The 22,304-nt window shown below is 43.3% G+C and carries 24 protein-coding genes and 7 tRNA genes; 2 read left to right on the top strand and 29 right to left on the bottom strand.

All coding sequences use genetic code 11. The features are described 5' to 3' along the window. Positions 1 to 5: 5 nt before the first annotated feature. The 13 genes from MHI08_RS02670 to MHI08_RS02610 all read right to left on the bottom strand — a co-directional run bounded on the left by MHI08_RS02670 (position 6) and on the right by MHI08_RS02610 (position 8,113). Positions 6 to 89, bottom strand: a tRNA-Leu gene (locus MHI08_RS02670). Positions 90 to 137: 48 nt separating this feature from the next. Next, positions 138 to 220, bottom strand: a tRNA-Leu gene (locus MHI08_RS02665). A gap of 7 nt (positions 221 to 227) precedes the next feature. Then, positions 228 to 303, bottom strand: a tRNA-Lys gene (locus MHI08_RS02660). 29 nt (positions 304 to 332) lie between these two features. Beyond that, positions 333 to 407 (bottom strand) — tRNA-Gln (locus tag MHI08_RS02655). Positions 408 to 427: 20 nt separating this feature from the next. After that, a tRNA-Glu gene (locus MHI08_RS02650) sits at positions 428 to 499 on the bottom strand. A gap of 9 nt (positions 500 to 508) precedes the next feature. Further along, positions 509 to 599, bottom strand: a tRNA-Ser gene (locus MHI08_RS02645). Between the two features lie 4 nt (positions 600 to 603). Next, positions 604 to 678 (bottom strand) — tRNA-Asn (locus MHI08_RS02640). Between the two features lie 222 nt (positions 679 to 900). Continuing rightward, complete coding sequence (locus MHI08_RS02635; RefSeq protein ID WP_342499968.1) at positions 901 to 2,748, bottom strand: sigma-54-dependent Fis family transcriptional regulator; 1,848 nt, start codon at positions 2,746 to 2,748, stop codon at positions 901 to 903. Between the two features lie 103 nt (positions 2,749 to 2,851). Continuing rightward, entirely contained in the window at positions 2,852 to 4,231 is a 1,380-nt protein-coding gene (gene lpdA, locus MHI08_RS02630) for a dihydrolipoyl dehydrogenase (protein ID WP_342499967.1), read from the bottom strand. A gap of 16 nt (positions 4,232 to 4,247) precedes the next feature. Further along, a complete protein-coding gene (locus MHI08_RS02625; protein WP_342499966.1) occupies positions 4,248 to 5,387 on the bottom strand; it encodes a dihydrolipoamide acetyltransferase family protein in 1,140 nt (379 codons plus the stop codon). Between the two features lie 17 nt (positions 5,388 to 5,404). Continuing rightward, the gene (locus MHI08_RS02620) at positions 5,405 to 6,442 is read right to left on the bottom strand and encodes an alpha-ketoacid dehydrogenase subunit beta (RefSeq protein ID WP_041107434.1); all 1,038 of its coding nucleotides are present in this window, start codon (positions 6,440 to 6,442) and stop codon (positions 5,405 to 5,407) included. Positions 6,443 to 6,462: 20 nt separating this feature from the next. Next, on the bottom strand, positions 6,463 to 7,440 hold the full coding sequence (locus MHI08_RS02615) for a thiamine pyrophosphate-dependent dehydrogenase E1 component subunit alpha (protein ID WP_087975232.1): 978 nt from the start codon (positions 7,438 to 7,440) through the stop codon (positions 6,463 to 6,465). 199 nt (positions 7,441 to 7,639) lie between these two features. Then, a complete protein-coding gene (locus tag MHI08_RS02610; RefSeq protein WP_087975233.1) occupies positions 7,640 to 8,113 on the bottom strand; it encodes a SprT family protein in 474 nt (157 codons plus the stop codon). A 99-nt stretch (positions 8,114 to 8,212) separates the two neighbouring features. On the opposite strand from MHI08_RS02610, the gene cmpA reads away from it, so the two are divergent. Continuing rightward, positions 8,213 to 8,347, top strand: coding sequence for a cortex morphogenetic protein CmpA (gene cmpA, locus MHI08_RS02605; RefSeq protein WP_008346893.1), 135 nt, complete (start codon positions 8,213 to 8,215; stop codon positions 8,345 to 8,347). Between the two features lie 20 nt (positions 8,348 to 8,367). Here the strand turns inward: cmpA and MHI08_RS02600 are convergent, their stop codons facing one another. From MHI08_RS02600 to acpS, 14 genes are all read right to left on the bottom strand, one after another. Further along, positions 8,368 to 10,527 carry a Tex family protein gene (locus MHI08_RS02600; RefSeq protein WP_342499965.1) on the bottom strand — a complete coding sequence of 720 codons (2,160 nt, stop codon included), beginning with the start codon at positions 10,525 to 10,527 and terminating at the stop codon, positions 8,368 to 8,370. Positions 10,528 to 10,603: 76 nt separating this feature from the next. Continuing rightward, positions 10,604 to 11,203 (bottom strand): PP2C family serine/threonine-protein phosphatase, encoded by a 600-nt coding sequence (locus MHI08_RS02595; protein WP_041107442.1) that lies wholly within the window; start codon positions 11,201 to 11,203, stop codon positions 10,604 to 10,606. Beyond that, positions 11,203 to 11,991, bottom strand: coding sequence for an RNA polymerase sigma factor SigB (sigB, locus tag MHI08_RS02590; protein WP_024425394.1), 789 nt, complete (start codon positions 11,989 to 11,991; stop codon positions 11,203 to 11,205). Before sigB ends, MHI08_RS02595 begins: the two co-directional genes overlap by 1 nt. Further along, a complete protein-coding gene (rsbW, locus tag MHI08_RS02585; protein WP_041107445.1) occupies positions 11,957 to 12,445 on the bottom strand; it encodes an anti-sigma B factor RsbW in 489 nt (162 codons plus the stop codon). The genes sigB and rsbW overlap by 35 nt, the downstream gene beginning before the upstream one ends. Next, the gene (locus tag MHI08_RS02580) at positions 12,442 to 12,771 is read right to left on the bottom strand and encodes an anti-sigma factor antagonist (protein WP_024425392.1); all 330 of its coding nucleotides are present in this window, start codon (positions 12,769 to 12,771) and stop codon (positions 12,442 to 12,444) included. The genes rsbW and MHI08_RS02580 overlap by 4 nt, the downstream gene beginning before the upstream one ends. 59 nt (positions 12,772 to 12,830) lie before the next feature. Continuing rightward, positions 12,831 to 13,838 carry a PP2C family protein-serine/threonine phosphatase gene (locus tag MHI08_RS02575; RefSeq protein ID WP_041107448.1) on the bottom strand — a complete coding sequence of 336 codons (1,008 nt, stop codon included), beginning with the start codon at positions 13,836 to 13,838 and terminating at the stop codon, positions 12,831 to 12,833. A gap of 10 nt (positions 13,839 to 13,848) precedes the next feature. Continuing rightward, a complete protein-coding gene (locus MHI08_RS02570) occupies positions 13,849 to 14,250 on the bottom strand; it encodes an anti-sigma regulatory factor (protein WP_024425390.1) in 402 nt (133 codons plus the stop codon). Positions 14,251 to 14,252: 2 nt separating this feature from the next. After that, positions 14,253 to 14,621, bottom strand: a complete 369-nt coding sequence (rsbS, locus tag MHI08_RS02565) for an RsbT antagonist protein RsbS (protein ID WP_003214235.1) — start codon at positions 14,619 to 14,621, stop codon at positions 14,253 to 14,255. Positions 14,622 to 14,625: 4 nt separating this feature from the next. Then, positions 14,626 to 15,456, bottom strand: a complete 831-nt coding sequence (locus MHI08_RS02560) for an RsbT co-antagonist protein RsbRA (protein ID WP_342499964.1) — start codon at positions 15,454 to 15,456, stop codon at positions 14,626 to 14,628. Positions 15,457 to 15,573: 117 nt separating this feature from the next. Next, entirely contained in the window at positions 15,574 to 15,924 is a 351-nt protein-coding gene (ndoA, locus tag MHI08_RS02555) for a type II toxin-antitoxin system endoribonuclease NdoA (RefSeq protein ID WP_024425388.1), read from the bottom strand. 4 nt (positions 15,925 to 15,928) lie between these two features. After that, positions 15,929 to 16,210 (bottom strand): hypothetical protein, encoded by a 282-nt coding sequence (locus tag MHI08_RS02550; RefSeq protein WP_003214273.1) that lies wholly within the window; start codon positions 16,208 to 16,210, stop codon positions 15,929 to 15,931. A gap of 499 nt (positions 16,211 to 16,709) precedes the next feature. Further along, positions 16,710 to 17,891, bottom strand: coding sequence for an alanine racemase (gene alr, locus MHI08_RS02545; protein ID WP_342499963.1), 1,182 nt, complete (start codon positions 17,889 to 17,891; stop codon positions 16,710 to 16,712). Between the two features lie 141 nt (positions 17,892 to 18,032). Then, complete coding sequence (locus tag MHI08_RS02540) at positions 18,033 to 19,049, bottom strand: outer membrane lipoprotein-sorting protein (RefSeq protein ID WP_087975235.1); 1,017 nt, start codon at positions 19,047 to 19,049, stop codon at positions 18,033 to 18,035. A 160-nt stretch (positions 19,050 to 19,209) separates the two neighbouring features. Beyond that, the gene (gene acpS, locus MHI08_RS02535; protein WP_041107455.1) at positions 19,210 to 19,575 is read right to left on the bottom strand and encodes a holo-ACP synthase; all 366 of its coding nucleotides are present in this window, start codon (positions 19,573 to 19,575) and stop codon (positions 19,210 to 19,212) included. Between the two features lie 94 nt (positions 19,576 to 19,669). On the opposite strand from acpS, the gene MHI08_RS02530 reads away from it, so the two are divergent. Beyond that, positions 19,670 to 20,275, top strand: a complete 606-nt coding sequence (locus MHI08_RS02530) for a rhomboid family intramembrane serine protease (RefSeq protein WP_041116754.1) — start codon at positions 19,670 to 19,672, stop codon at positions 20,273 to 20,275. A gap of 54 nt (positions 20,276 to 20,329) precedes the next feature. Here MHI08_RS02530 and MHI08_RS02525 read toward each other — a convergent pair whose 3' ends face one another. Next, positions 20,330 to 21,826: a PH domain-containing protein gene (locus tag MHI08_RS02525; RefSeq protein ID WP_342499962.1), complete on the bottom strand. Its 1,497-nt coding sequence runs from the start codon at positions 21,824 to 21,826 to the stop codon at positions 20,330 to 20,332. Next, on the bottom strand, positions 21,816 to 22,295 hold the full coding sequence (locus MHI08_RS02520) for a PH domain-containing protein (protein WP_024425383.1): 480 nt from the start codon (positions 22,293 to 22,295) through the stop codon (positions 21,816 to 21,818). The genes MHI08_RS02525 and MHI08_RS02520 overlap by 11 nt, the downstream gene beginning before the upstream one ends. Positions 22,296 to 22,304 lie beyond the last annotated feature (9 nt).

Raw genomic sequence — 22,304 nt, 5'->3', positions numbered from 1 at the left:
TTAGATGCGGCCGAGAGGACTTGAACCTCCACGGGTTATTCACCCACTAGGCCCTCAACCTAGCGCGTCTGCCATTCCGCCACGACCGCGTGTATGATGTGCTCATATATTCATAAGTGCACTGTTTGAAAAAACAATGCGGGTGAAGGGACTTGAACCCCCACGTCATAAAGACACTAGATCCTAAGTCTAGCGCGTCTGCCAATTCCGCCACACCCGCGTGACAATGGTGAGCCATGAAGGACTCGAACCTTCGACCCTCTGATTAAAAGTCAGATGCTCTACCAACTGAGCTAATGGCTCATCTGCTATGCAGAAAAACATATAAAAAATGGCTGGGCTAGCTGGATTCGAACCAACGCATGACGGAGTCAAAGTCCGTTGCCTTACCGCTTGGCTATAGCCCAACGAATCAAAAAACAAAACATGACCCGTACGGGATTCGAACCCGTGTTACCGCCGTGAAAGGGCGGTGTCTTAACCGCTTGACCAACGGGCCATACAATAATGGCGGAGAAGGAGGGATTTGAACCCTCGCGCCGCTTACGCGACCTACACCCTTAGCAGGGGCGCCTCTTCAGCCACTTGAGTACTTCTCCATTATGGCTCCGCAGGTAGGACTCGAACCTACGACCGATCGGTTAACAGCCGATAGCTCTACCACTGAGCTACTGCGGAATAATAAGACATGTTTCATTATATCTATGCCAGAAAAATGTGTCAAGAATTTTTAAGTGTTTCATTCCTGTCTCATTAGCGACGGCTTTTATAATTTAACATATACTAATATAACAGTCAAGCCTTTCTTCCTTCCTTTTTGTTTTCTGTTTAGACACGACAGAAAGACCCCGACCTCTAACTAAAGACCAAGGCCTCCTTGCTGCTCCGCTCCCTATGGGTTCATGACAGCTTATACTTCCGCATCCACTTATAAAAGGTGCTTCTTGGCACCTCTGCCAGCCTCGCTGCTTCTGTCACATGACCTTTCGTTTTGTGCAGTGCTTCTATCACTGTTTGCTTTTGAATGCGTTCCCTTAGCGTGAGTTCTTTTGGATTCTCTGTATATTCTGGTAGATGCAGCTTCTGCTTTTTCTGATCCATCGTCTCTAATACCGCCGCATATTGCGATTCACCAATCCATCCTCCTTTAGGAAACAGTACCCTTATATGTTCAAACAGATTAAAAAGCTCTCGTATGTTTCCTGGCCAGTGGTACGCTTCCAGCTTACGAAAAAATGATTCAGGAAATGCTGCATTCCATTGGTGTTTCTTTTGGTAGTAACGATATAAATCAACAATGTCTTCTTTTCTTTCCCTAAGCGGCGGGATGTTGATTGGATAAACATGAAGACGGTAATACAAATCTTCACGTATTTTTCCTTCCTTCAGCAGTTCGTTCATATTCCGGTGTGTCGCTGTTATGATTCTAATATCCAAAGGGATTTCGTGTGTCCCGCCGAGCGGTACGACTTTTCTTTCTTCAATGACCCTAAGAAGCGCCACTTGCATCGCATAAGGGATTTCGCCTATTTCGTCTAAAAAGAGCGTTCCTTTATGCGCCTGTTCAAATTTCCCCTTTGCTCCATGACGTTTTGCCCCTGTAAAAGCCCCTTCCGCATAACCAAATAGTTCGCTTTCTAACAGGCTTTCAGGTATGGCTCCGCAATTCACGGCAATAAACGGTCCTTTATGTCTTTCACTAGCTAAGTGAATCGCTCGAGCGGCCAGTTCTTTCCCTGTACCTGTTTCTCCCCAAATATAGACATTTGCATCTGTTTGTGCCGCTCGTTTCAATTCGCTGAGCGTCTGCTGAAATGTCGTACTTGTTCCAGATTCCCCGGGAAATTGAGCAAAAGAAACGGTTATATTGCTCTTCGCTGCTTCTTCAAGAGAAAAAGACATCCCAAGCAGCTTTCCGTCTTGTTCTGACTGAATAATCTGCTTGTCCCGTGTAACAAATGTATCGTCCATGAGCAGCTCAACATCCATTCCATACCAGTCTGAAAATCGGTCTCTAATCGGCTTACTTGCCAAAACAATCTGCTTTTTCTCATTACAGACAACATACGGCTCGTCCGCTTCTACCTGCTGGAGACAATGACTGATCAGCTCCATCTCTTTCCTTTTTTGCTGGACCTGAATTTCTCTCTCTATGGCATATGCAACTGTTGAAGCCATTCCAAGCATAAAAGGATGCCTTTGATCCGCCATACAGGAGATATCAATGACTCCTATGATCGTGCCGTCTGCATCACGAATAGGGGCCGCTGAACAACTCCAATGGTGGGAAGCGACTGAAAAATGCTCAGTTCCGTTGATCGCTACAGCTTCCCCAATGACTAGTGCCGTTCCAATAGCGTTCGTCCCCACATCGGCTTCGGTCCAGCGCGCACCCTCCATAAAGTTTATTTTTTTCGCTTCTACCAGCGTCCTTTGGCTTCCTGTCAGACTTAGCACATAACCATCTGCATCGATGAGTAAAGCCATCATGTCAGATTCTTTTAATTGCTGACTGATTTTATTTAAGTAAGGAAGAGCGGCATTTAGAAATAGTGAGTACTTCTTTTTTTGAATACTGAATAATTCCTTTTCTAACAACGACTGTCCTTTATCTAAATACGGGTTCACATTTGCTTGTTTACATCTGTGCCATGACTCCATCACTCTCTTATCCAGACGAGATCTATCAAGCAAACCTTCACGAACAAAACGTTTCCAAGTATTTAAATAGCAAGGCGTCGGATTCATTCCATCCTCTCCTCTGGGGGCTTTTTATCCATTATAGATAATTATAAAAACGCTTTCAATTATTGGCTGACCCAGGAAGTTATTTGGATAGAAAGTTTCTCTATCAGCAGTGCACCGCTCGTCCATTTGTTTGCAGCAAGGCTTCGTGTATCGCCTCAGAGAGTGTCGGATGTGCCGCAATAAACTGCTCTAATGTATCAGCTGTCAGCTCTGTATGCATCATTACCGCCGCTTGTCCAATCAGTTCTGTTGCATTCGGTCCGATGATGGATACACCTAAAATTTCTTGATATTGCCGTTCAACAATGACCTTTACTTGACCAGCTGGCTGATTTAAAATTAATGCTTTTCCATTTGCAGAAAATGCGAATTTCCCTATTCGAATCTCCCCATATTGTTTTCTAGCATTCTCTTCATTTAAACCGACACTAGCGATTTCTGGAGACGTGTAGATGCACCTTGGAATCACTTGTTCATTGACCTTTACATCTTCACCTGATGCATGTGATGCCGCAATCGTTCCTTCATGAAAAGCAACATGAGCAAGCTGAACGCCGCCTGTCACATCACCGCACGCATAGATATGCGGGAGATTGGTTTGCATATGCTCATTCACACAGATGCCGTTCCTGTCAAATTCAATGCCGATCTGCTCAAGATTCAGCTCTCCCAGCCTCGGTTTTCTGCCAATGGCGACTAAACAATGATCGGACTTGATTTCACAGCGCTCCCCATGATCTTTCTCAACCACCACTTTTTTTGAGATTGCATCTAGCTGTTTGACTGCTGCTGATGTCAAAATTTCCACACCTGCTTTTTGAAGCTGATCTTGAAGACAGTTAGCTGTATCGTGATCTTCTTCAGGTAAAATGTGTGCTGCCTGTTCCACCATGACAACCTTTGATCCCATTCGGCTAAAGATGCTTGCAAACTCACAGCCGATCACCCCTCCACCAATGATACAAAGCGAATCTGGTATTGAAGGGAGCGTCATCGCATCCTTACTATCAATGATCCACTCTCTATCAAATGGGGCGAAAGGTAAAGCAGCAGGTTTTGATCCTGAAGCAATAATGATTTGTTTTGCCTGAATGATTTCAGATTTCCCTTCACTTTCTATCAATAGCTCATGTGCTGAAAGAAATGATGCCTTCCCATTTAACACGCTGATTTTGTTTTTATTCATCAAATAACGAACCCCATCAGTCAGCTGCTTGACGACTGACCGCTTCCGCTTTTGAACGGCCTCCCAATGAATGATAGGCTTCTTCCCTGGAAGCTCAATTCCAAAATGTCCAGCTGATTTCACATGCTCGTACATATCGGCGCTTTGCAAAAGTGCTTTCGTTGGAATACAGCCTTCATTCAGGCAGGTACCTCCTAACAAGCCTTGGTCGATTAGTACAACCTCTCTGTCAAAACGGGCGGCTGTTATTGCCGCCACATATCCTGCTGGCCCGCCTCCTATAATGACAAGCGTCATTCATTTCACCTTCTTCCTATAAAAGAATGGATACTGGATTTTCTAAATACGTTTTAACAGTTGATAAAAATTGTGATGCCGGCGCTCCGTCCAGCACGCGGTGATCAAAGGTCAGACTGAGTGGCAGGATCGTCCCTTTACATAATTCATTCCCATGATAAACAGGCATGTGATCCGTTTTTCCAACGCCAAGAATACCTGCTTCCGGCGGGTTCAAAATCGGGGTGAAATGTTCCACACCATAGGCGCCTAGATTAGTGATTGTAAAGGTAGAGCCTTCAATTTCATCGTGGAGAAGTTTGCCTTCACGTGCTTTTTTGCCATACGATTTGATGCTCTTCGCCAGCTCAATAAGTGAAAGTTTTTCGGCATGCCGAATAACAGGCACTGCCAGACCGTCATCTAAAGCAGCAGCGATTCCAAGATGAACATACTCAAAAGTTTCGACTCTATCATTCTGATATTGACTGTTCATTGCAGGATGCTCTAGCAGGGAAAGAACCACTGCTTTGGCTACAAAATCGGTCATGGTTAATTTCATATCGTGTCGTGCTCCAGCTGTTTCGTTCAACTCAGACTGTAATGCTGTCAGCTTTGTCACATCCGCTTTCATCGTTATTGTTAATTGTGCACTTGTTTGCAGGCTTTCCATCATTCGCGAGGCAATGGTTTTCCGCATCATGCTGACTGGCTGATGCTTTGATGGGTCATTGTGTTGTTTTTCTTTTTCTTTTTCATCAGGAAGTGCCCGAAGCACATCCGCTTTCGTGACTCTCCCATCTGGACCTGTTCCCACTAATGTATGAATGTCCAGATTAGCGTTTTGAGCAATCTTACGTGCCACAGGGGAGATTTTCTTTCTCTCTTTCTTTTGTTTTGGCGGCAGGTCTTTTTCTTTCTTTTCCTCGATCTGTTCATTTCCTTCACCGATATAGCAGATGACCGTGCCAGGCGGTACACCTTCTCCCTCAGGCACTTTTATATCCAATATGGTTCCTTCAGCAGGTGATTCGATCTCCATTTCAATTTTTTCAGAGTTGATGCTTGCAATGCTTTCCCCTTTATTTACAGTTTCTCCGATCTCTTTATTCCAGACAGATACCGTTCCTTCTTTCATTGACATGCCCAATTTCGGCATCACAACCTCGACAGCCATCTCCCTCTCTCCTTTCTTTAGTTCAAGATCTTGTCATGACTCTTTCCAACCATCTCTAAGACGGTGTTCACAACCTTATCAGGTGTCGGCAAATAGATATCTTCAAGCGGTGGTGAAAACGGAACTGGTGTATGAGGAGCCGTCACTTTTTTGATTGGAGCGTCAAGTAAATCGAATCCTTTGTCCGCAACCAAAGAAGAAATATCTGCGGCAATTCCGCACCTTGGATTTGCTTCATCTACAATGACAAGCCGATTTGTTTTTTCTACTGAAGTTAGAATGGCCTCTTCATCGAGCGGTGACAAGCTTCTTGGATCAATCACCTCCGCTTCAATTCCACGTGCAGCTAATTGTTCTGCCGCTTCGAGTGCTGTATGAACTTGTTTGCCTACTGCAAAAATGGTCACATCTGAGCCTTCTCTTTTCACATCTGCTTTGCCAAGCGGCAGCGTGTAGTATCGTTCTGGAACATCTCCTGTGATATTGTAAAGCGTTTTATCCTCAAAAAAGATGACAGGGTCCTGATCTTCGATGGCTGCCAGCAGCAATCCTTTGGCATCGTATGGCGAAGAAGGCACCACTACTTTTAATCCAGGGATGCTTGTAAATAGCGCATACAAGCTTTGTGAATGCTGGGCAGCTGCTCTAAAACCCGCCCCATGTGTCGTTCTGATCGTGATCGGTACCTCTGCTTTTCCGCCAAACATGTATCGAAATTTTGCTCCTTGATTTAGCACTTGGTCTAGACAGGTACCGATAAAATCATTAAACATGAGTTCTGCAATTGGCCTTAGCCCTGTGGAAGCAGCTGCCATGGCCGCACCTACATAGCCAGCTTCACTAATCGGTGTATCAAGGACTCGCTCACGTCCAAACTCCTGAACGATTCCTTTCGTTACACCAAGCACACCGCCCCATGCTTCATCATCTTGTAAGTGATCGACATGAGCGCCTCCAGCAACATCTTCCCCCATTAAAATGACATTCTCGTCTCTTCTCATGGCAAGTTTAATCGCTTCATTTAATGCACTAGACATGCTGATTTCTCTTGTCATTTTTCTCTCCCCCTTCTGATTTATTGATACGAAACATATACGTCGGTCAATAATTCGGTCTGATCTGGATATTCACTTTCTTCACTGAATGTAACGGCTTCATCTATCGCTTCTGCTACAGCCGCTTCAATATTTGATAGCTCCCCATTCGTCAGCAGCTGCTGCTTGATCAATTCATTTTTAAAAAGAGCGATCGCATCTCTCTCTTCTTGGTGTTCTGTTTTTTCTTGATTGGTTTTATAACGCTGGGCGTCTCCTTCGAAATGGCCATAATTTCGATATGTCATGCATTCAATTAATGTCGGACCTTCTCCATTTTTTGCTCGTTCAATTGCTTGTTCTGCGGCTTGATAAACGGCCATCACATCTTTTCCATCCACTTGAATCCCAGGAATGTCATAACCGGCCGCTCGATCCACAATTGATTTGCAGCTTGAAGCATAGGAAAATGGTGTCGCTTCCCCGTACCCATTGTTTTCTGCAATGAAAATGACAGGCAGTTTCCAAATGGCCGCAAGATTGATTCCTTCGTGGAAAGTTCCTTGATTGTTTGCACCATCCCCAAAAAAGCAAACGCTTACATTTTCTGTCTTTTTATATTTAGCTGTGAGGGCTGCCCCGCACGCAAGAGGAAAGCCCCCTCCAACAATTCCGTTAGCACCAAGCATTCCTTTATCAAAATCTGCAATGTGCATGGATCCGCCTTTGCCTTTACAGAGACCTGTTGCTTTCCCATAGATTTCTGCCATCATTCCTTTTAGATCACAGCCCTTCGCTATACAGTGGCCGTGGCCCCGGTGTGTACTTGTAATACTGTCTTTTTCATTCAGATGAGCACAGACTCCTACGGCAACAGCTTCTTCGCCAGCATAAAGATGGACAAACCCCGGCAAAATTCCTTTTGTAAAAAGCGTGTGCACCCGGTCTTCAAATTGGCGGATTTCCTGCATCTTTTGATACATCCATACGGCTTTTTCTTTAGTCAATGCCATTTCCATTTGGTAAAACCTCCTATCTTTTTTGCTTGCACTTCTATACAAGCAAAAATCGTGCCAACATGACGACGCATGAACACTTAGGATTTGACCGAATCACACCGATGAAAAAAGAGACAAAATGAGACATGCGTCTCATTTTGTCTCAATATGTCCACACATCTATTGGAACAAAAAAAGCATCCCCATAGAGGAATGCTTATCACAATGAATCGGTTGTGCGCAGCCACTTTAATTTCCCTTTGCAGACGCCGCATACATAACGAGAGGTATCAAACCGTCTTTTCCTAATAAAAGACCGGCCGCATCCTGTGCAAATATATTCATGGCGTTTCTCCGCACGGCGCTTATTTTGCATGGTCTTTAGCGGTGTACAAAAACGCGGTGCTCCTACTTGTTTTAATAAGGCTTTAAAATCACGGTCACGATGCTGATAGCCCTTTCCCTCAAGGTGCAGATGATAATGACACAGCTCATGCTTGATGATCCCGATTAATTCTTCTCGCCCATGCTCCTCTAGGTATCGGCGGTTCAGTTCGATGTTGTGTGTACCAAGTAAATATCGCCCGCCTGTCGTTTTTAGACGGTCATTAAAAACAGCCTGATGGCGGAATGCCTTGCCAAAGAACTGCTGGGAAATGTGCTCTGTTAACTGCTGTAACTCTCTCTCGTTCAATCAAGATCGTTCCTTTCTATAAAAACCTCGAACGGGACAATTTCCCCTATGCATACATTGAAGGTACATCCACTGTTTCGATCAAAGGAGGAATGGGCGATGCCCAACTGGCTGAAAAATCAGATGCAGAAGGCATTTTATGAGAAAAATCATTATCAAATCAAATTGCTGAATCAATGCTGGTACTTCTATAGAAAAAAACATTCAGTCACATCAAGGCACACCCCATCCTAAGGTGCGCCTCGTTTTTTTGTTTACTCTGGTTTCAGCATGGAGAGGGCAACACGACCTTTTGCCTGGTCAACAGAGTCCACCCATACGGTCACAATGTCACCAACTGATACAACATCAAGCGGATGCTTCACAAAACGGTTGCTTAGCTTGGAAATATGCACAAGCCCATCCTGCTTTACACCAATATCAACGAATGCGCCGAAGTCTACAACGTTTCTCACCGTTCCTTGCAGCTCCATTCCTTGCTTCAAGTCTTCCAATTTCAACACATCTGTCTTGAGCAGCGGCTTTGGTACTTCATCCCGCGGATCACGCTCAGGTCTTGTCAGCTGATCAATGATATCTTGAAGTGTAATTGTCCCAATGTCTAGCTGCTGGGCTGCTTTGTCCAGTTTAACCTCAGCAATTTTCTCTTTTAACTGCTCTGTGCCAAGGTCGTCTGGCGTCATGTTAATCATGCGTAAAAACTGTTTTGTTTCTTTATAGCTCTCAGGGTGAATACCTGTACGATCAAGCGGGTCTTGTCCATCTGTAATGCGAAGGAAGCCGATACACTGCTCATATGTCTTAGCTCCGAGCCTTGGGATATCCTTCAATTCTTTTCTGCTTGTGAATCTCCCAATCTCTTCGCGGCGCTTGATGATATTCCCTGCGACAGCTTTTGAAAGGCCTGATACATATTGCAGCAGCGCCTGTGAGGCGGTATTGACGTTTACACCGACTTGGTTGACGACTGTTTCTACCACAAAGGTTAACGAGCTGTTTAATTGCTTCTGGCTGACGTCATGCTGGTATTGGCCCACACCAACAGACTTCGGATCAATTTTCACAAGCTCTGCTAAAGGATCTTGTAATCTTCTAGCGATTGAGATGGCGCTTCGTTCTTCGACTTGCAGATCTGGAAACTCTTCTCGCGCAAGTGCTGATGCGGAGTAAACACTTGCTCCTGCTTCATTCACAATCAAATAAGACACCGGCTGATCCAGTTCTTGAATCAAGTCTGCAATGAATTGTTCTGTCTCTCTTGAGGCTGTTCCGTTTCCAATCGCAATGACTTCGATGTTTGATGATTGAATGATCTCTTTCACTTTTTGTTTCGCTTCCGCTTTTTTCTGCACGGGCGGATGCGGGTAAATAACGCCAATATGATGGACTTTGCCTGTATCATCTACGACAGCTAATTTACAGCCTGTCCGAAATGCGGGGTCGACGCCAAGTACACGTTTCCCTTTCATTGGCGGCTGAAGCAGCAGTTTTCTTAAGTTTTCAGCAAAAATATGAATTGCTTGTTCCTCTGCTTTTTCTGTCAGCTCTTTTCGTATTTCTCGTTCGATGGAAGGCTGAATGAGGCGTTTATACGCATCATCGATTGCCGCTTCAATAAACGGTCTCGCCGTCGTCTGTTTGCCTTTAAGAACTTGTTTGTCGAGATAGAAGCGAATATTTTCAGCAGGTGGTTCGATGGCTGCCTTTAAAATGCCTTCTTTCTCCCCGCGGTTGACCGCTAGTACACGGTGTGGAACAATCTTTTTGATTGGCTCTTGATAATCATAATACATTTCATAGACGTTTTTCTCATCGCTTTCGACATCTTTTCCTGATGTGACCAGACTGCCCTTTTGGTACGTTTCACTGCGAATCCATTTTCGCATATCAGGATCATCTGCCAGCTGTTCAGCAATGATGTGCTGCGCACCTTCAAGTGCCTCTTCTACATTTATCACTTCTTTTTCTTCGTTAATAAAAGCAGCTGCTTTCTTCTCGATCTGATCGCTTGGCAGCGTGAGTAAATATTCCGCCAGCGGCTCCAGCCCTTTTGCTTTGGCTACATTCGCCTTTGTTTTGCGCTTTTGTTTGAATGGCCGGTATAAATCTTCGACCTCTTGCAGTTTATGAGCTTGTTCAATTTTCTGTTTTAATTCATCGGTTAGTTTGTCTTGTTCAGCAATTAAGCGAATGACTTCTTCTTTTCGGTTCGTGACATTTTGGATATATGTATAGCGCTCTGAAATGGTTTGAATTTGCACCTCATCCAGTGAGCCTGTCTGCTCTTTCCGATAACGGGCAATAAACGGGACGGTGTTGCCATCCTCTAAAAGCTTGATCACACTTTCAATTTGTTTTGTTGAAAGCTTTAATTCTGTCGCAATTTGTTTCAATAAAAAGTCAGATGTCTTCATACTTTGCATCCTCTCACTGTGTCTTCTCTTTTAGTGTATCAAAAAAACCGGCAAAACAGAAAAAAGGTCAGCTATTTTACGTGAGCTGACCAAGTACATAGGTGAGATCGTCCTTTTTTTCTTGTGTGTATGTTTCAAGCTGTTTGGCAATGTCTTCAACTGAATGTCCATGCTTTAAACACATGCGCATGTTTGGCACATTCAGTCCGTCTGAATACATAATGAATATCGATCCTTTTTCGTAGGGATAGGAGTATGTTTTATATTTTCTAGGTTTTCCTGATAAGTATCCTGATGTCGGAAATGGATAAATATAATCGCCAGAAGGTGCATTCAAGATAAACCGAATATTACCAACCGAACAATAGGTAAATTGCTGCTGGGAAAAATTCACCTTTAATATGGCCACAGTGGCCCCGCGTTTATTTTTCATGGCCTGATTGCATCTGTCGATGAGGGTCGCCACATCCTCATGTCCATATTCTTCGACAATTTCGCTGACTAAAGAAGATGATTCATTGGCGTACTGGCCGCTGCCTAATCCGTCTGCTACAGCACAAATTAGTTCTTCATCATCTGCTTTAATAAAAAAACTGTCCCCGCAGCATGACTTTCCTTCTTTATTCGATTGATAGATAATGGCTTTTACATGCTCATGCTGTTCAATCTGTTTCATTACCCTAGCTCCATAGACGCATCTTCTGATAATGCATCTCGCAGTTTTTTCACTGCCTTCCGCTGCAGTCTTGATACATGCATTTGGGATATACCAAGTAAATCGCCTGTCTCTTTCTGACTCTTATTTTGCAAGTAAGTCAGATTGATAATCTCTTTTTCTCTATCCGACAGCACATGAAGCACACTCTCAAGCATCAATTTTTGGTTCACACGTTCGTAGCCCTCTTCCTGTGAGCCCACAACGTCTAAAATCGTCACAGTACTTCCTTCAGAATCAGCCTCTACGCCTTGGTCAACAGACAGTGCTTGATAGCTTTTGCCCATCTCCATGGTTTCAAGTACTTCTTCTTCTGTTACATCTAGGTATTCTGCAATTTCTTGGACTTTAGGTGACTTCTGTGTCTCTGTTGTCAAATGATCGACTGCCATTTTAATTCTTGGTCCAAGCTCTTTGATCCGCCTTGGTACATGAACACTCCATGTCTTATCTCGTAAAAAGCGTTTGATTTCCCCGATGATGGTTGGAATGGCAAAGGCTTCAAATGATTTACCGACGAGCGGGTCGTATCGTTTAATGGCGCCAAGTAAACCTATCATTCCAACTTGTCTAAGGTCCTCATGAAAGCTTTTTCCTTTAGAATATTTTTTCGCCAGCATATCAACCAAGTTTGTATAGCATTCGACCAGCGTGAGCTGCGCCTGCTCGTCTTGATTGGTTTGATAGCTTTGGATGAGGCGGTCTACTTCATCTTTAGTTAGTTTCATAGTTTTGGATGGTTGTGTCATGGTCAACTCGCTCCCTGTTTAAAAACTTTGTCATCGCCACGGTAACTCCGGAGTTTGCTTGCACCTCGACTTCATCCATCAATGTTTGCATTAAGTATAAACCAAGACCTCCTTCTGCCAATTGATCCACCGTATGAGCAGATGTGTACGGTCCGAGGTCTTCCTGTTTTTGCTTAAAGTCAAAGCTACCGCCTTTGTCAGCGACAATGATTTCTAGACGATCCTCGTAGACAAGAAAGCGAACAGCCACCTCTCCATCTTCGCCGTCTTCACCTTTGTAGGCATGCTGAACTGCATTTGTACAGGCCTCACTGACGGCAATTTTTAAGTCCTCAATCTCTTCATAGGCATAGCCCATCCGGCTCGCTACGCCTGACAGAGTCAAGCGAATGATGCCTACATATTCTGGTTTTGCCGGTATTTTCATCTCGATTCGATCTACTGATTCGTTCATTGTACCCCACCCTCTGACTTTGCAGAAATGTCAATGATGTCCTTTAATCCAGTGATTTCAAACAACCTTACAAGTCGTTCTGACAAGTTCTCAAGCTTTAATGTGCCACCTGCTTTTTGAGCCGCTTTAAACAGCCCAACGAATACACCTAAACCTGTGCTATCCATATACGTAACATCCTTTAAACAGATTTCAAGATGCTCTCCCGCCTCAGCTTTAGGCATGAGCGTTTCTCTTAGCTCAGGAGCGGAGTACACATCAATTTCTCCGCTGACACTGATTTTCGTTTTTTGATCTATTTGATGCTCTTTTACAGACATATTCATTATGCATTCACCTCGAAATTCTTGTTTCCTAAAGTTTTATATACCCGCATGTTCACTTTCTAAACCTTTCTTTTGAGAACAAGTAAAGTAAAGTCATCGTGCAGCTGAAAATCCTGCAGTTTGAGTAAGCTGGCGTAGATGGCATCCACCATTTCTTGAGCTGAATAGGATAGGTGCTCTGATATGAGTGTTTTGATGTCCTCCCGCTCTAAGAAACCATCCTCTGACTTGGATTCTGTGACCCCATCAGAGAATAAGATCACCATGTCTCCTACGTCCAAATGCTTCTCATACTGTCTGTAGTCAAAGTCTGGTGCGATTCCAAGGACAAGCCCTTTTGCGTCTAAATCGTAAAATGTGTTCTCTTTTTTGCAATAGAAAAAGCCCGGCTCATGACCAGCCGATGCGTATTTAAACTCATGCGTTTCTTTATTATAGCTGCCATAGAACATCGTGATAAACATACTTGGGTCTACGTTTTGCTCGACTACACGATTCAGGGTTTTCAGCACCTTTGTTGGGCCGCTCCCTGACTCTGGCAAGGAATCCATCGCATATTTAATCATCGACATACAGAGCGCAGCCGGGATTCCCTTTCCAATGACATCTGCGATCGCGATATTGATTGTATCGTGATCCGTCACAAAGTGGTAATAATCTCCACTCATCTGTTTTGCCGGTACACTAATTGCACCAATATCAAAGGTATCTCCTTCTGGAATTTTCGTTTCCAGAAGGGTTTGCTGAACATTTGCAGCAATTTCGATTTCAGATTTTATTTCTTGCTGGATGCCTCTGAGTGTTAAATGTTCTTGGTAGGCAAGTCCGTACCCAATCATGACTTCAATTAAGAAGTCTAGTGAATGAAAAACATCTTCCGGCAAATCAGGGTAAAGCTCCTGAATCACTTTTCGGTGAACACTCACTATTTCTTCAGGAGGTATTTGATGCTCAATGGTTTTACGGCTAAATTTTTGAGCTTGATAAAGCGATGTTTCAGTTAAATCACTGATATAACGACTGAGCAGCTGATGGTACCGCTGCTCCATTACCTCCTTAAAATCCATGGTTTCCCTCCTAGCGAAGCCACTTAACAGCTTGTATCTCCGTTCCTTGTTCTGGTGCAGAATCTAATTTAAATTCATCCATCAGTCGTCTGACGCCCGGAAGACCTGCTCCGAGCCCGCCTGATGTTGAAAATCCGTCTTCCATTACTTTACGTATATCCATGATACCTGGCCCCTCATCGGCTGCGATGACTTTGAGTCCACGCTTTCCGCGCTCCATCACTTCATCTATACAAATCTGACCTTTACCAGCGTATAAATAGATGTTTCGAGCTAATTCTGAAATGGCCGTCGTAATTCTTGCTTGGTCAACTGTTCCAAATCCAAGTTCTTTTGCAACATTGCGCCCCAGTTGTCTTGCTGCGACTATGTCCCATTCCGTCAATATTCTTACACAGGATTGGTCTTTCATATCTATTCCCCCAATTCCCGCTTCAGTGTCTCAAGCCCTTGTTCAAGATCTAGTGCTGTCTGAATTTCTTCAAGCGATATTCCAAGTTCAATCAGCGTCACAGCGACTGCCGGCTGTATTCCTGTTAATACAACTTTTGCTCCCATGAGCTTGGACATCGTGATCACATCACCTAATACCTTTGCAATAAAGGAATCAATCATGTCAACGGATGTAAGGTCAATGACAACACCGTTTGCTCCTGTTTCATGAATTTTATTCAGCAAGTCTTCTTGAAAGTGGAGAGCTGTTTGATCATCAAGCTCCCACTGTATCGAAATCAGAAGACAGTTATATAGTTTTAAGATTGGAATCTTCGGGTGATTTCTCACTGGGTTATCCCTCCAATGAAACAATTTTTCGATTTGTCATTTCCAAAGCAGTTTGAATTCCTTTTTGAAGGGTATTCTTTGTTGTAACTTGAGATAAATCAATTCCAAGGTTCACAATGGTTTGGGCTATTTCTGGACGAATACCGACAAGCAAGCACTTCGCACCTACTAATCTCACAGCCTCTGATGCTTGAATGATATGATGCGCCACCATTGTGTCAACGACAGGTACACCCGTAATATCAATCAAGACGACCTGTGAGCGATGTTTGACGACACCGTTGAGCAGATTCTCCATAATTTTTTTGGCACGTTCTGTGTCAATTGTTCCAACAAGCGGCATGACGGTAATGTGCTCAAATACTGGGATCAGCGGGGCAGAAAGTTCCTGCAGCGCGATTTTTTGAAGGTTGACTGTTTTCTCCCATGAGATGGAATACTGGTTTAAGATCTCGTTATGAATAGGTGTGATGAATCGATCAATTTGCCAGATGAGGTCATGACTTTCTTCTGTTGTATTTTTGTCATCGTTCATTTTTTGATATAAATGAGTACGGATTTCTGTTAGACCATTTGCCAGTAACTTAAGTGATATACCCATTTGAACAATTTTTAAAGCAAAAGTTTGGACTTTTTCTTCAAAATCTTCAGCATACCCTTCTGAAAGAGATGTAATGATTAATTGAACATATTCCGAACAGATGGTTTCATACATATTGTCGTTCAGCATCATGTCCGTTTCCTTTTCTCCGAGTCGTCTAAAAATGTCCGTCCACTCTTTTTGTAATTCCTCTCGATGCTCTCTTGAAAAAGCTAACACGATATGATTCGACATGTTTTACCCCCTACGTACATAAACAGCACTTCTTTTTAGTCTTTCTTCATTATAACGTTAATAAAAATTGAACACAAAAAAAAGTTGCTCCCAAGAGAGCAACCAAATCTCACCATATTAAAAATCAATAAGAGCCAAACTCACTTGTAAGGCTTCATCAACCTTCTCCATCATCTCATCATCAAGATGTGTGATTTTATCTGTCAATCTTTGTTTATCGATTGTACGAATCTGCTCCAAGAGAATGACAGAATCTCGTTCAAAGCCGTAGCGCTTTGCATCAATTTCGACGTGAGTCGGTAATTTCGCTTTTTGTATTTGGGCTGTTATGGCTGCAACGATAGCAGTCGGGCTGAAGCGATTTCCAATGTCATTTTGAATCACCAATACTGGGCGAACCCCGCCCTGCTCGGAGCCAACAACAGGAGATAAATCAGCAAAGTAAACATCACCGCGTTTAACAATCAAATGTTTAACCCCCGCTGACTAATCGCTCAACTGTATTCTCAGCCTCAAATTCTGCGTATTGTGCCTCTGAAGAGATATTCAGATTAATTTTCGCCATCTCCATGTAGCCGCGTCTCATCGATTCACGATTTTGTCGAATATTACGTTCACGAATATACGTTTTTGTCGCTCGGTAGATCAATTCATTTCTTGTTACCTTATCCTGCTCTGCTACTCGTTCGATTTCAGACATCAAAGCCTCCGGTAGTCGAATCTTCATTTCGTTTGTTGCGCTGGATTCAGACAAAAAACATACACCTCCACAAAACTTACGGATACCGTTTCGATCCATTCCAAGACTAATCATACCATTATTCAATGCGCAAGCAAAGCTGTTTTTTCATGATTTCTTATTAGAACATGAAGCGGCTGTTCACCCGTAAATCAAAGATGATAATGGAGTTCCTCTTTCACATTATACGCTTTTTTCCGAAAATCATACGGTATTTCCAAAATCTCTAAAAAAGGGAGAATGTTTACCCCTTTTTTGTCGAATAAAAAGGAACGATGTCAGTTTGACGATCGTTCCTCAGATTGTTGACAAAGGGCTAAAATGATGTTGATTTTAGCCCTTTGTCTTCTTTTCAGCGTGATAGAAAACCTTTGCAGTCTAGGAAGGACGAGTACCGGCGCGGAGCGAATTTGACATTCGTGAGCACCGGCACGCAGGCCTGACACCGAATGCGAGGGTTTGTCTACATGCTGAGGAACGATGTCAGTTTGACGATCGTTCCTGTGAAAGCTGCTTAGAAAAAGCTTGACCCGCCTTGAAGCAGCGGATTCCGCACATGCACCCTTTTGCCGTCCTCTATATATACTCTTGGGACGCGGTGGCCAATGGAGCAAGTGACTTCATAGTTAATGGTTTCAAGCCTATTTGCAATTTCATCGACTGATACCATTTCTTCACCTTGTCCACCAATCAAAACGACTGGCTCCCCTGCCGGAAGATTCTCTTTCAGTTCAACCATGAATTGATCCATACATACCCTTCCGGCAATCTTCCGGCGCTTTCCGCCAACAAGTACTTCCGTGCCTGCCAGCTTCCGAATCCACCCGTCTGCATAGCCGACTGGTACCGTACCGATCCATGTATCTTGATTAGCTGTATACGTCGCCCCATAGCTGACACTCTCACCCTTTTGAATAAGCTTCACATGGGCAAGCTTTGTATGAAGAGACATGGCTTCTTTCAGCTTGAAAGGAAGTTCATCTTTGATTTCCTCTGATGGTGACAGCCCGTACATACTGATGCCGAAGCGAACCATATTAAACAACACTTCTTTAAACCTTAAACCCGCTGCACTATTGGCACAATGAACGAGCAGCTTTTCCGTATGAAGCGGCTGAAGCAGGGTTTGAAAGGTGTCGACCTGCCGATCAAAATAGTTCTCATCCTTTTCATCCGCGGTCGCAAAGTGAGTAAATACTCCTTCCAGCTGTAAATAAGTATGCTCGCTGACGAGCTTCTTTACTTCGCTGACTTGCTCCAACGTTTTCACACCTAAACGGTTCATTCCGCTGTCTATTTTCAAATGAAAACGAATGGGTTGTCCCATCTGCCCTTTCACCATGTGGGCGACTTCCCTCAGCCACTCTATGGAGTAAGCAGTCATGATCACATTGTATCGAACAGCGGTTTTGACATACTCCGGCGGTACTGCGCCGAGTACAAGAATCGGTGCTTTAATGCCTTGATTTCTTAAAGAAATGGCCTCATCTAAAAAGGCTACAGCTAACAAGTCTGCTCCTGCTTTGAGTGCAGCTCTTGCCACTTCTATATCTCCATGTCCATATGCATTGGCTTTCACAACAGCCATCAATTGAACATTTTGACCGATATGATCTTTCATATGTGAAACATTGTGCTTGATTGCTGTTAAATTAATTTCTGCCCATGTGTCTCTATAAAAGGCATTTGTGTCCATCAGTCACACTTCCCTATTGAATGATTCAATCCCTTCATATGATACTAAAAATCAAGAATAATGTGAAACAAATCAAAGAAAATCAGCCCTTGCACAGGGCTGATGCTTCATTTATCAAGGCTTTCCGCCTGAGAACTTCATTTATTTAGCTGACTGGCCTTCTACACTCTTTGCGACCATCAAAAGCTCTTCTTTCGATAGATCACTTGAGGAAATTAAGTAGTCAACTCCGTCAGATGTCCATGAGAGGGATTGATCTGTCAGAACCCCTACTGTCATACCAAGATCGACCGGCTCGCCGTTCATCGTGACAGGCGTAGATGCTTCAGCTACTCGCGCTTTTTCCTGAATGAGTGTGAAGGATTTCTTGCCGCCGTACGTAATCACATAACGCTTCCCAGCATCTGTCGTCATTTCTTTCTCTTCCATCTTCTTCACGCCTTCTGGCATATCAACTGGTGTTTTCACCGCAAAGCTGTCAGATGGGTCTGCACTTGTGGCAACATCCATTTGAGAGAGTGTCATGTTTTTCTTCTCATCAAATGCATCTTTGTCAAAAGATTTATTGAATTCAAAGTGAGAAAATTCCACTTTCACCATTGGCTTTTTGTCGCTATCCAGCACTTTCACACTGGCAGGCGCCATTGTTTTCTTATGAAAGGTAATCTCTTGGGTAGGCAGCATTTGGTTGTGCTGATAATTGGTCTTCGTTTCGAACACATACTTGGACTCTTTCGCTTTGAACTGAGCTGCGCTGTCATTTTTAATATCCTTCACAAGTGATTCGAATAAATAGACCTGACTGCTATTATTCGGCCAATCACTATGGAAACGGAAGCTCTTGTTCAATGAAGGTGTCAGCACAAACACACCATTGCCATTTCTTAAAATGACTTGACTCTGATCCTTTTTCGGATTTTCTAAATAGACACGGTAAAGCTCCGGCTTTTTGTACCAAATTTCTACCTGGTACTCCTGCGGGTCATTTCCTGTCTCAATGGTCATTTTTGCTTTGGCTTTGTATGATGTCATTTCCTCTGCCTTTTTGTTTAAATCTCCAACGATATCCTGCTGAGATTTTTGACCGCATGCGGAGAGAATCAGTACAAAAAGGATTCCCGTTACAAGCAAAACAAAGCTTTTTCTCACCCTTTTCAACCCCTTCGTTAATTGTGTTAAAAGGAAGAAACCGCTTGTTTGACTTTAACAGTACGCCTCAAGAGTTAACTGCGTACCGCGAACCATCAAAGCCTGTTAGCAACTCGCCCTTCCTTATCGCACTACCCAATATATGAAGGGGGGACAAACAATATGCAGACTAGCTTGACAACCTTTCAATTAAAACTTGTGCAGCAGCATATTCCTTTGTATGGGTAATGGACACATGAACCTGATCTCCCTCTGCTTTCTTGCTTTTGATGAAGGGTTTTCCATTATCGTCTTTTTGAATGTCTATGTCATGAAAGCTTAAATGCTGACCGATTCCTGTTCCATATGCTTTAGCGAAAGCTTCCTTTGCCGCAAAACGCCCTGCCAAAAATTCCAGCTGTCTTTTTTCATTGAGTGTACGAAAGACGTCCTGTTCACTTAAAGTCAAAATTCGTTCCGGTAAACGAGGCTGTCTGCTGAGCACTCGCGAAAGACGGTCGATCTCTACAATATCAATGCCTATTCCTTTGATCATGAGGTACCTCCTATGATACTCGTACTAATTTGAGTGTTCGCTTCATAAACGTGTTACTATAAACTTACCATTATCTAGTCAAAAGGGGTTTGTTATGTTTATTCGAACGGAGAGCTTTCAACAATTTATTAGATCGTATCCAATCGTAACAGCGATCCTTGCTTTACAAATTGGCCTGTGGCTTATATTTGCGGTTCCTATCCCTATTATACAGCTTGGACAGGATCATCTCGTCGGTTTCAATTATGGTGTAGCGGCTGGAGAATGGTGGCGGCTCGTCACACCTATTTTTCTTCACGGAAGTCTCACGCATATTTTATTTAATTCCATGTCCCTTTTCTTATTCGCCCCAGCGCTTGAACATTTGCTTGGGAAGGTTCGATTTCTGATCATTTATCTTGGTGCAGGGTTCATTGGCAATCTCGGAACCTATTGGGTGGAGCCTTTAGAGTATGTACACGTTGGCGCTTCTGGTGCGATCTTCGGTTTGTTTGGGGTTTATCTATACCTTGTCCTGTTTAAACCGCACATGATGGACCGCGGGAATTCACAAGTGATTTTAACGATTCTTGCTGTTTCTGTCATCATGACGTTCGTCAATTCGAACATCAATATCATGGCTCACTTATTTGGATTGATCGGCGGTATGATTCTAGCACCGATTACGCTGCTTTTCCATTCGAAAAAAAGACGCTATTGATCTCATAAAAAATGTCGATCACTCCTCAAGCAGGAGCTGATCGACATTTTTCGTTTAAGACGATTCATTTTTTTCATACGAATACCAATCAAATACACGTGCCGCATCTTCTTCCTCAAGGTGATGCACACCAAAGGAATCAAGCAGCGCAGAGGATTTCACAAAGGTGTGAATACTTGCGACCCGGCCTTTCTTTTGGAAAAAAGATTGCGTCATCGTATAGTTTTGCATTCGTTTTCTCAAGACAATGCCAGTGGTCTTGCCAATGCCTCTTGATGTCATTTGAATCAATGAATCTTTGATTGTATATCCTGATTGTTTATAAGCTAAATAGCCAAAGAATAGAGCTAGTGGTAACGGAATGAGTCCCAAATATCCCCATGGCGGAAAGCGTACCGACAGGATGACACCTACAAGTAACGGCACAAAACCATATGAGATCAAGTAGCGTTTGAGTGAACGTTTTGGCACTTTTTTCAGCTCTGATTCTGGTGCTACATGATAATGATCGGTGAATTGTGACAGCAATTCATTTATTTTTTTCTTCCGAATGAGCGGAAATAAGACGGAAGAGGTTTCTTTCTCTGTAATTGAACCTCCTGCACTAACAAGCATCACGGTCGCAAAACCAAAAGGCTCACGGATCATATTCTCTTTGATTTTCACTGCTTGAATTCTCGCAAGTGGAATGGTCATTTGATGTCTCTCGATGAGCCCTCTTGTAATGATGATGTCATTCCCTTTTCGTTTTGCAGCAAAATTTGCATACTGAAGTGCTGTTACCCCAACACTCAAGATCCAAGCGATCAATACGGCAAGAAATATCAAAATCGCATAGATTTCAATGCTCGCATGGCTTAAAAAAGAGAACTGCTTGAAGAACCCGTCCAAAGGGAGAATTTCATCTATTTGCGTGTAGATGGCGAGACACCCTGAGATAATGACACCGATACCGCTTGAAGTGGTGGCAGCCAAAAGCAATTCTGGCACACCCATACGATAGGAGACATTGATTTCTTCCTGCATAGGTTTTTGCGCAGTCAAATGGCCATTCAGATCACCTGCTTCATCCGTCATTTCTTCTTCCTGCAAGCTTTTCTTCCGGTTGAAAATCGACTGCTTTAATTGTTCCGCTTCTGCTTTTGTAATCGCGGTCAGGCTCACTTCTGGACCATCCGTTCCGCCTGCCGTTTCGATTTGAACCCGCACTAAACCGAAAATCCGCTGAAAAATGCCTTCACTTGTATTAACCGTTTGAATTCGTTCTAACGAGATATATTTTTTCTTTTTCGTAATCACACCCGATTCCACACGAAATTCATCGTCTTCCATCCGGTAAGTGAATCGTCTCCATTCTAAAATGGTAAAAACGGCTTTCCACAAAAGAAGCACACCAAGAATAATAAATGCATAAAAGCGAATGCTCGAATTCGAGTTCACAAAAATCAACACGAAAAAAGGGATAATGAAGTTTTTGATCATGGATACAGCATCTGATATAAAATCAATGAACATCGAAATGGGATGTACACGTTTTGGTTCAGACATCATCTTCCGTCACCCTTGCTAAACGAGATATGTAATCACGAAGCTCATCTGCCTCTTCTAATTCTAGCGCCGGTATATCATGAACTGTGGCAGCAGTCGAAATTTGAACAGATGCCAAACGGTAGCGCCTTAAAAGCGGCCCTTGAGATGTATCAACATGCTGAACACGAACCATTGGCACAATGACACGTGTGACGCGAATGAGTCCATGCTGTATTTCAATTTCATTTTCGAATACTTCGTAGCGCCAGATGTGGTGGCGGATTTTTGGTATGAGCCAAATGCCAAAAATGACCTGTAAGACCCATAAACCAGAAAGGATCGCTCCAATCCAATATGGCCATTGAAAATAGTAGCTGGCAACAAATACCCCAATGATGATGAGTAAGAAAATCAATGAGATAATTCCATTTTGAAGACGCCATACCTTTAAACCATTTAAACTAATTTGACGTTGCGGCTGTTTTCTCACATTCTTCCC

The sequence above is a fragment of the Bacillus sp. FSL M7-0791 genome (assembly GCF_038627085.1).
Lineage (GTDB): Bacteria > Bacillota > Bacilli > Bacillales > Bacillaceae > Bacillus > Bacillus safensis.
This window is presented reverse-complemented; position numbering and strand designations above follow the sequence as displayed.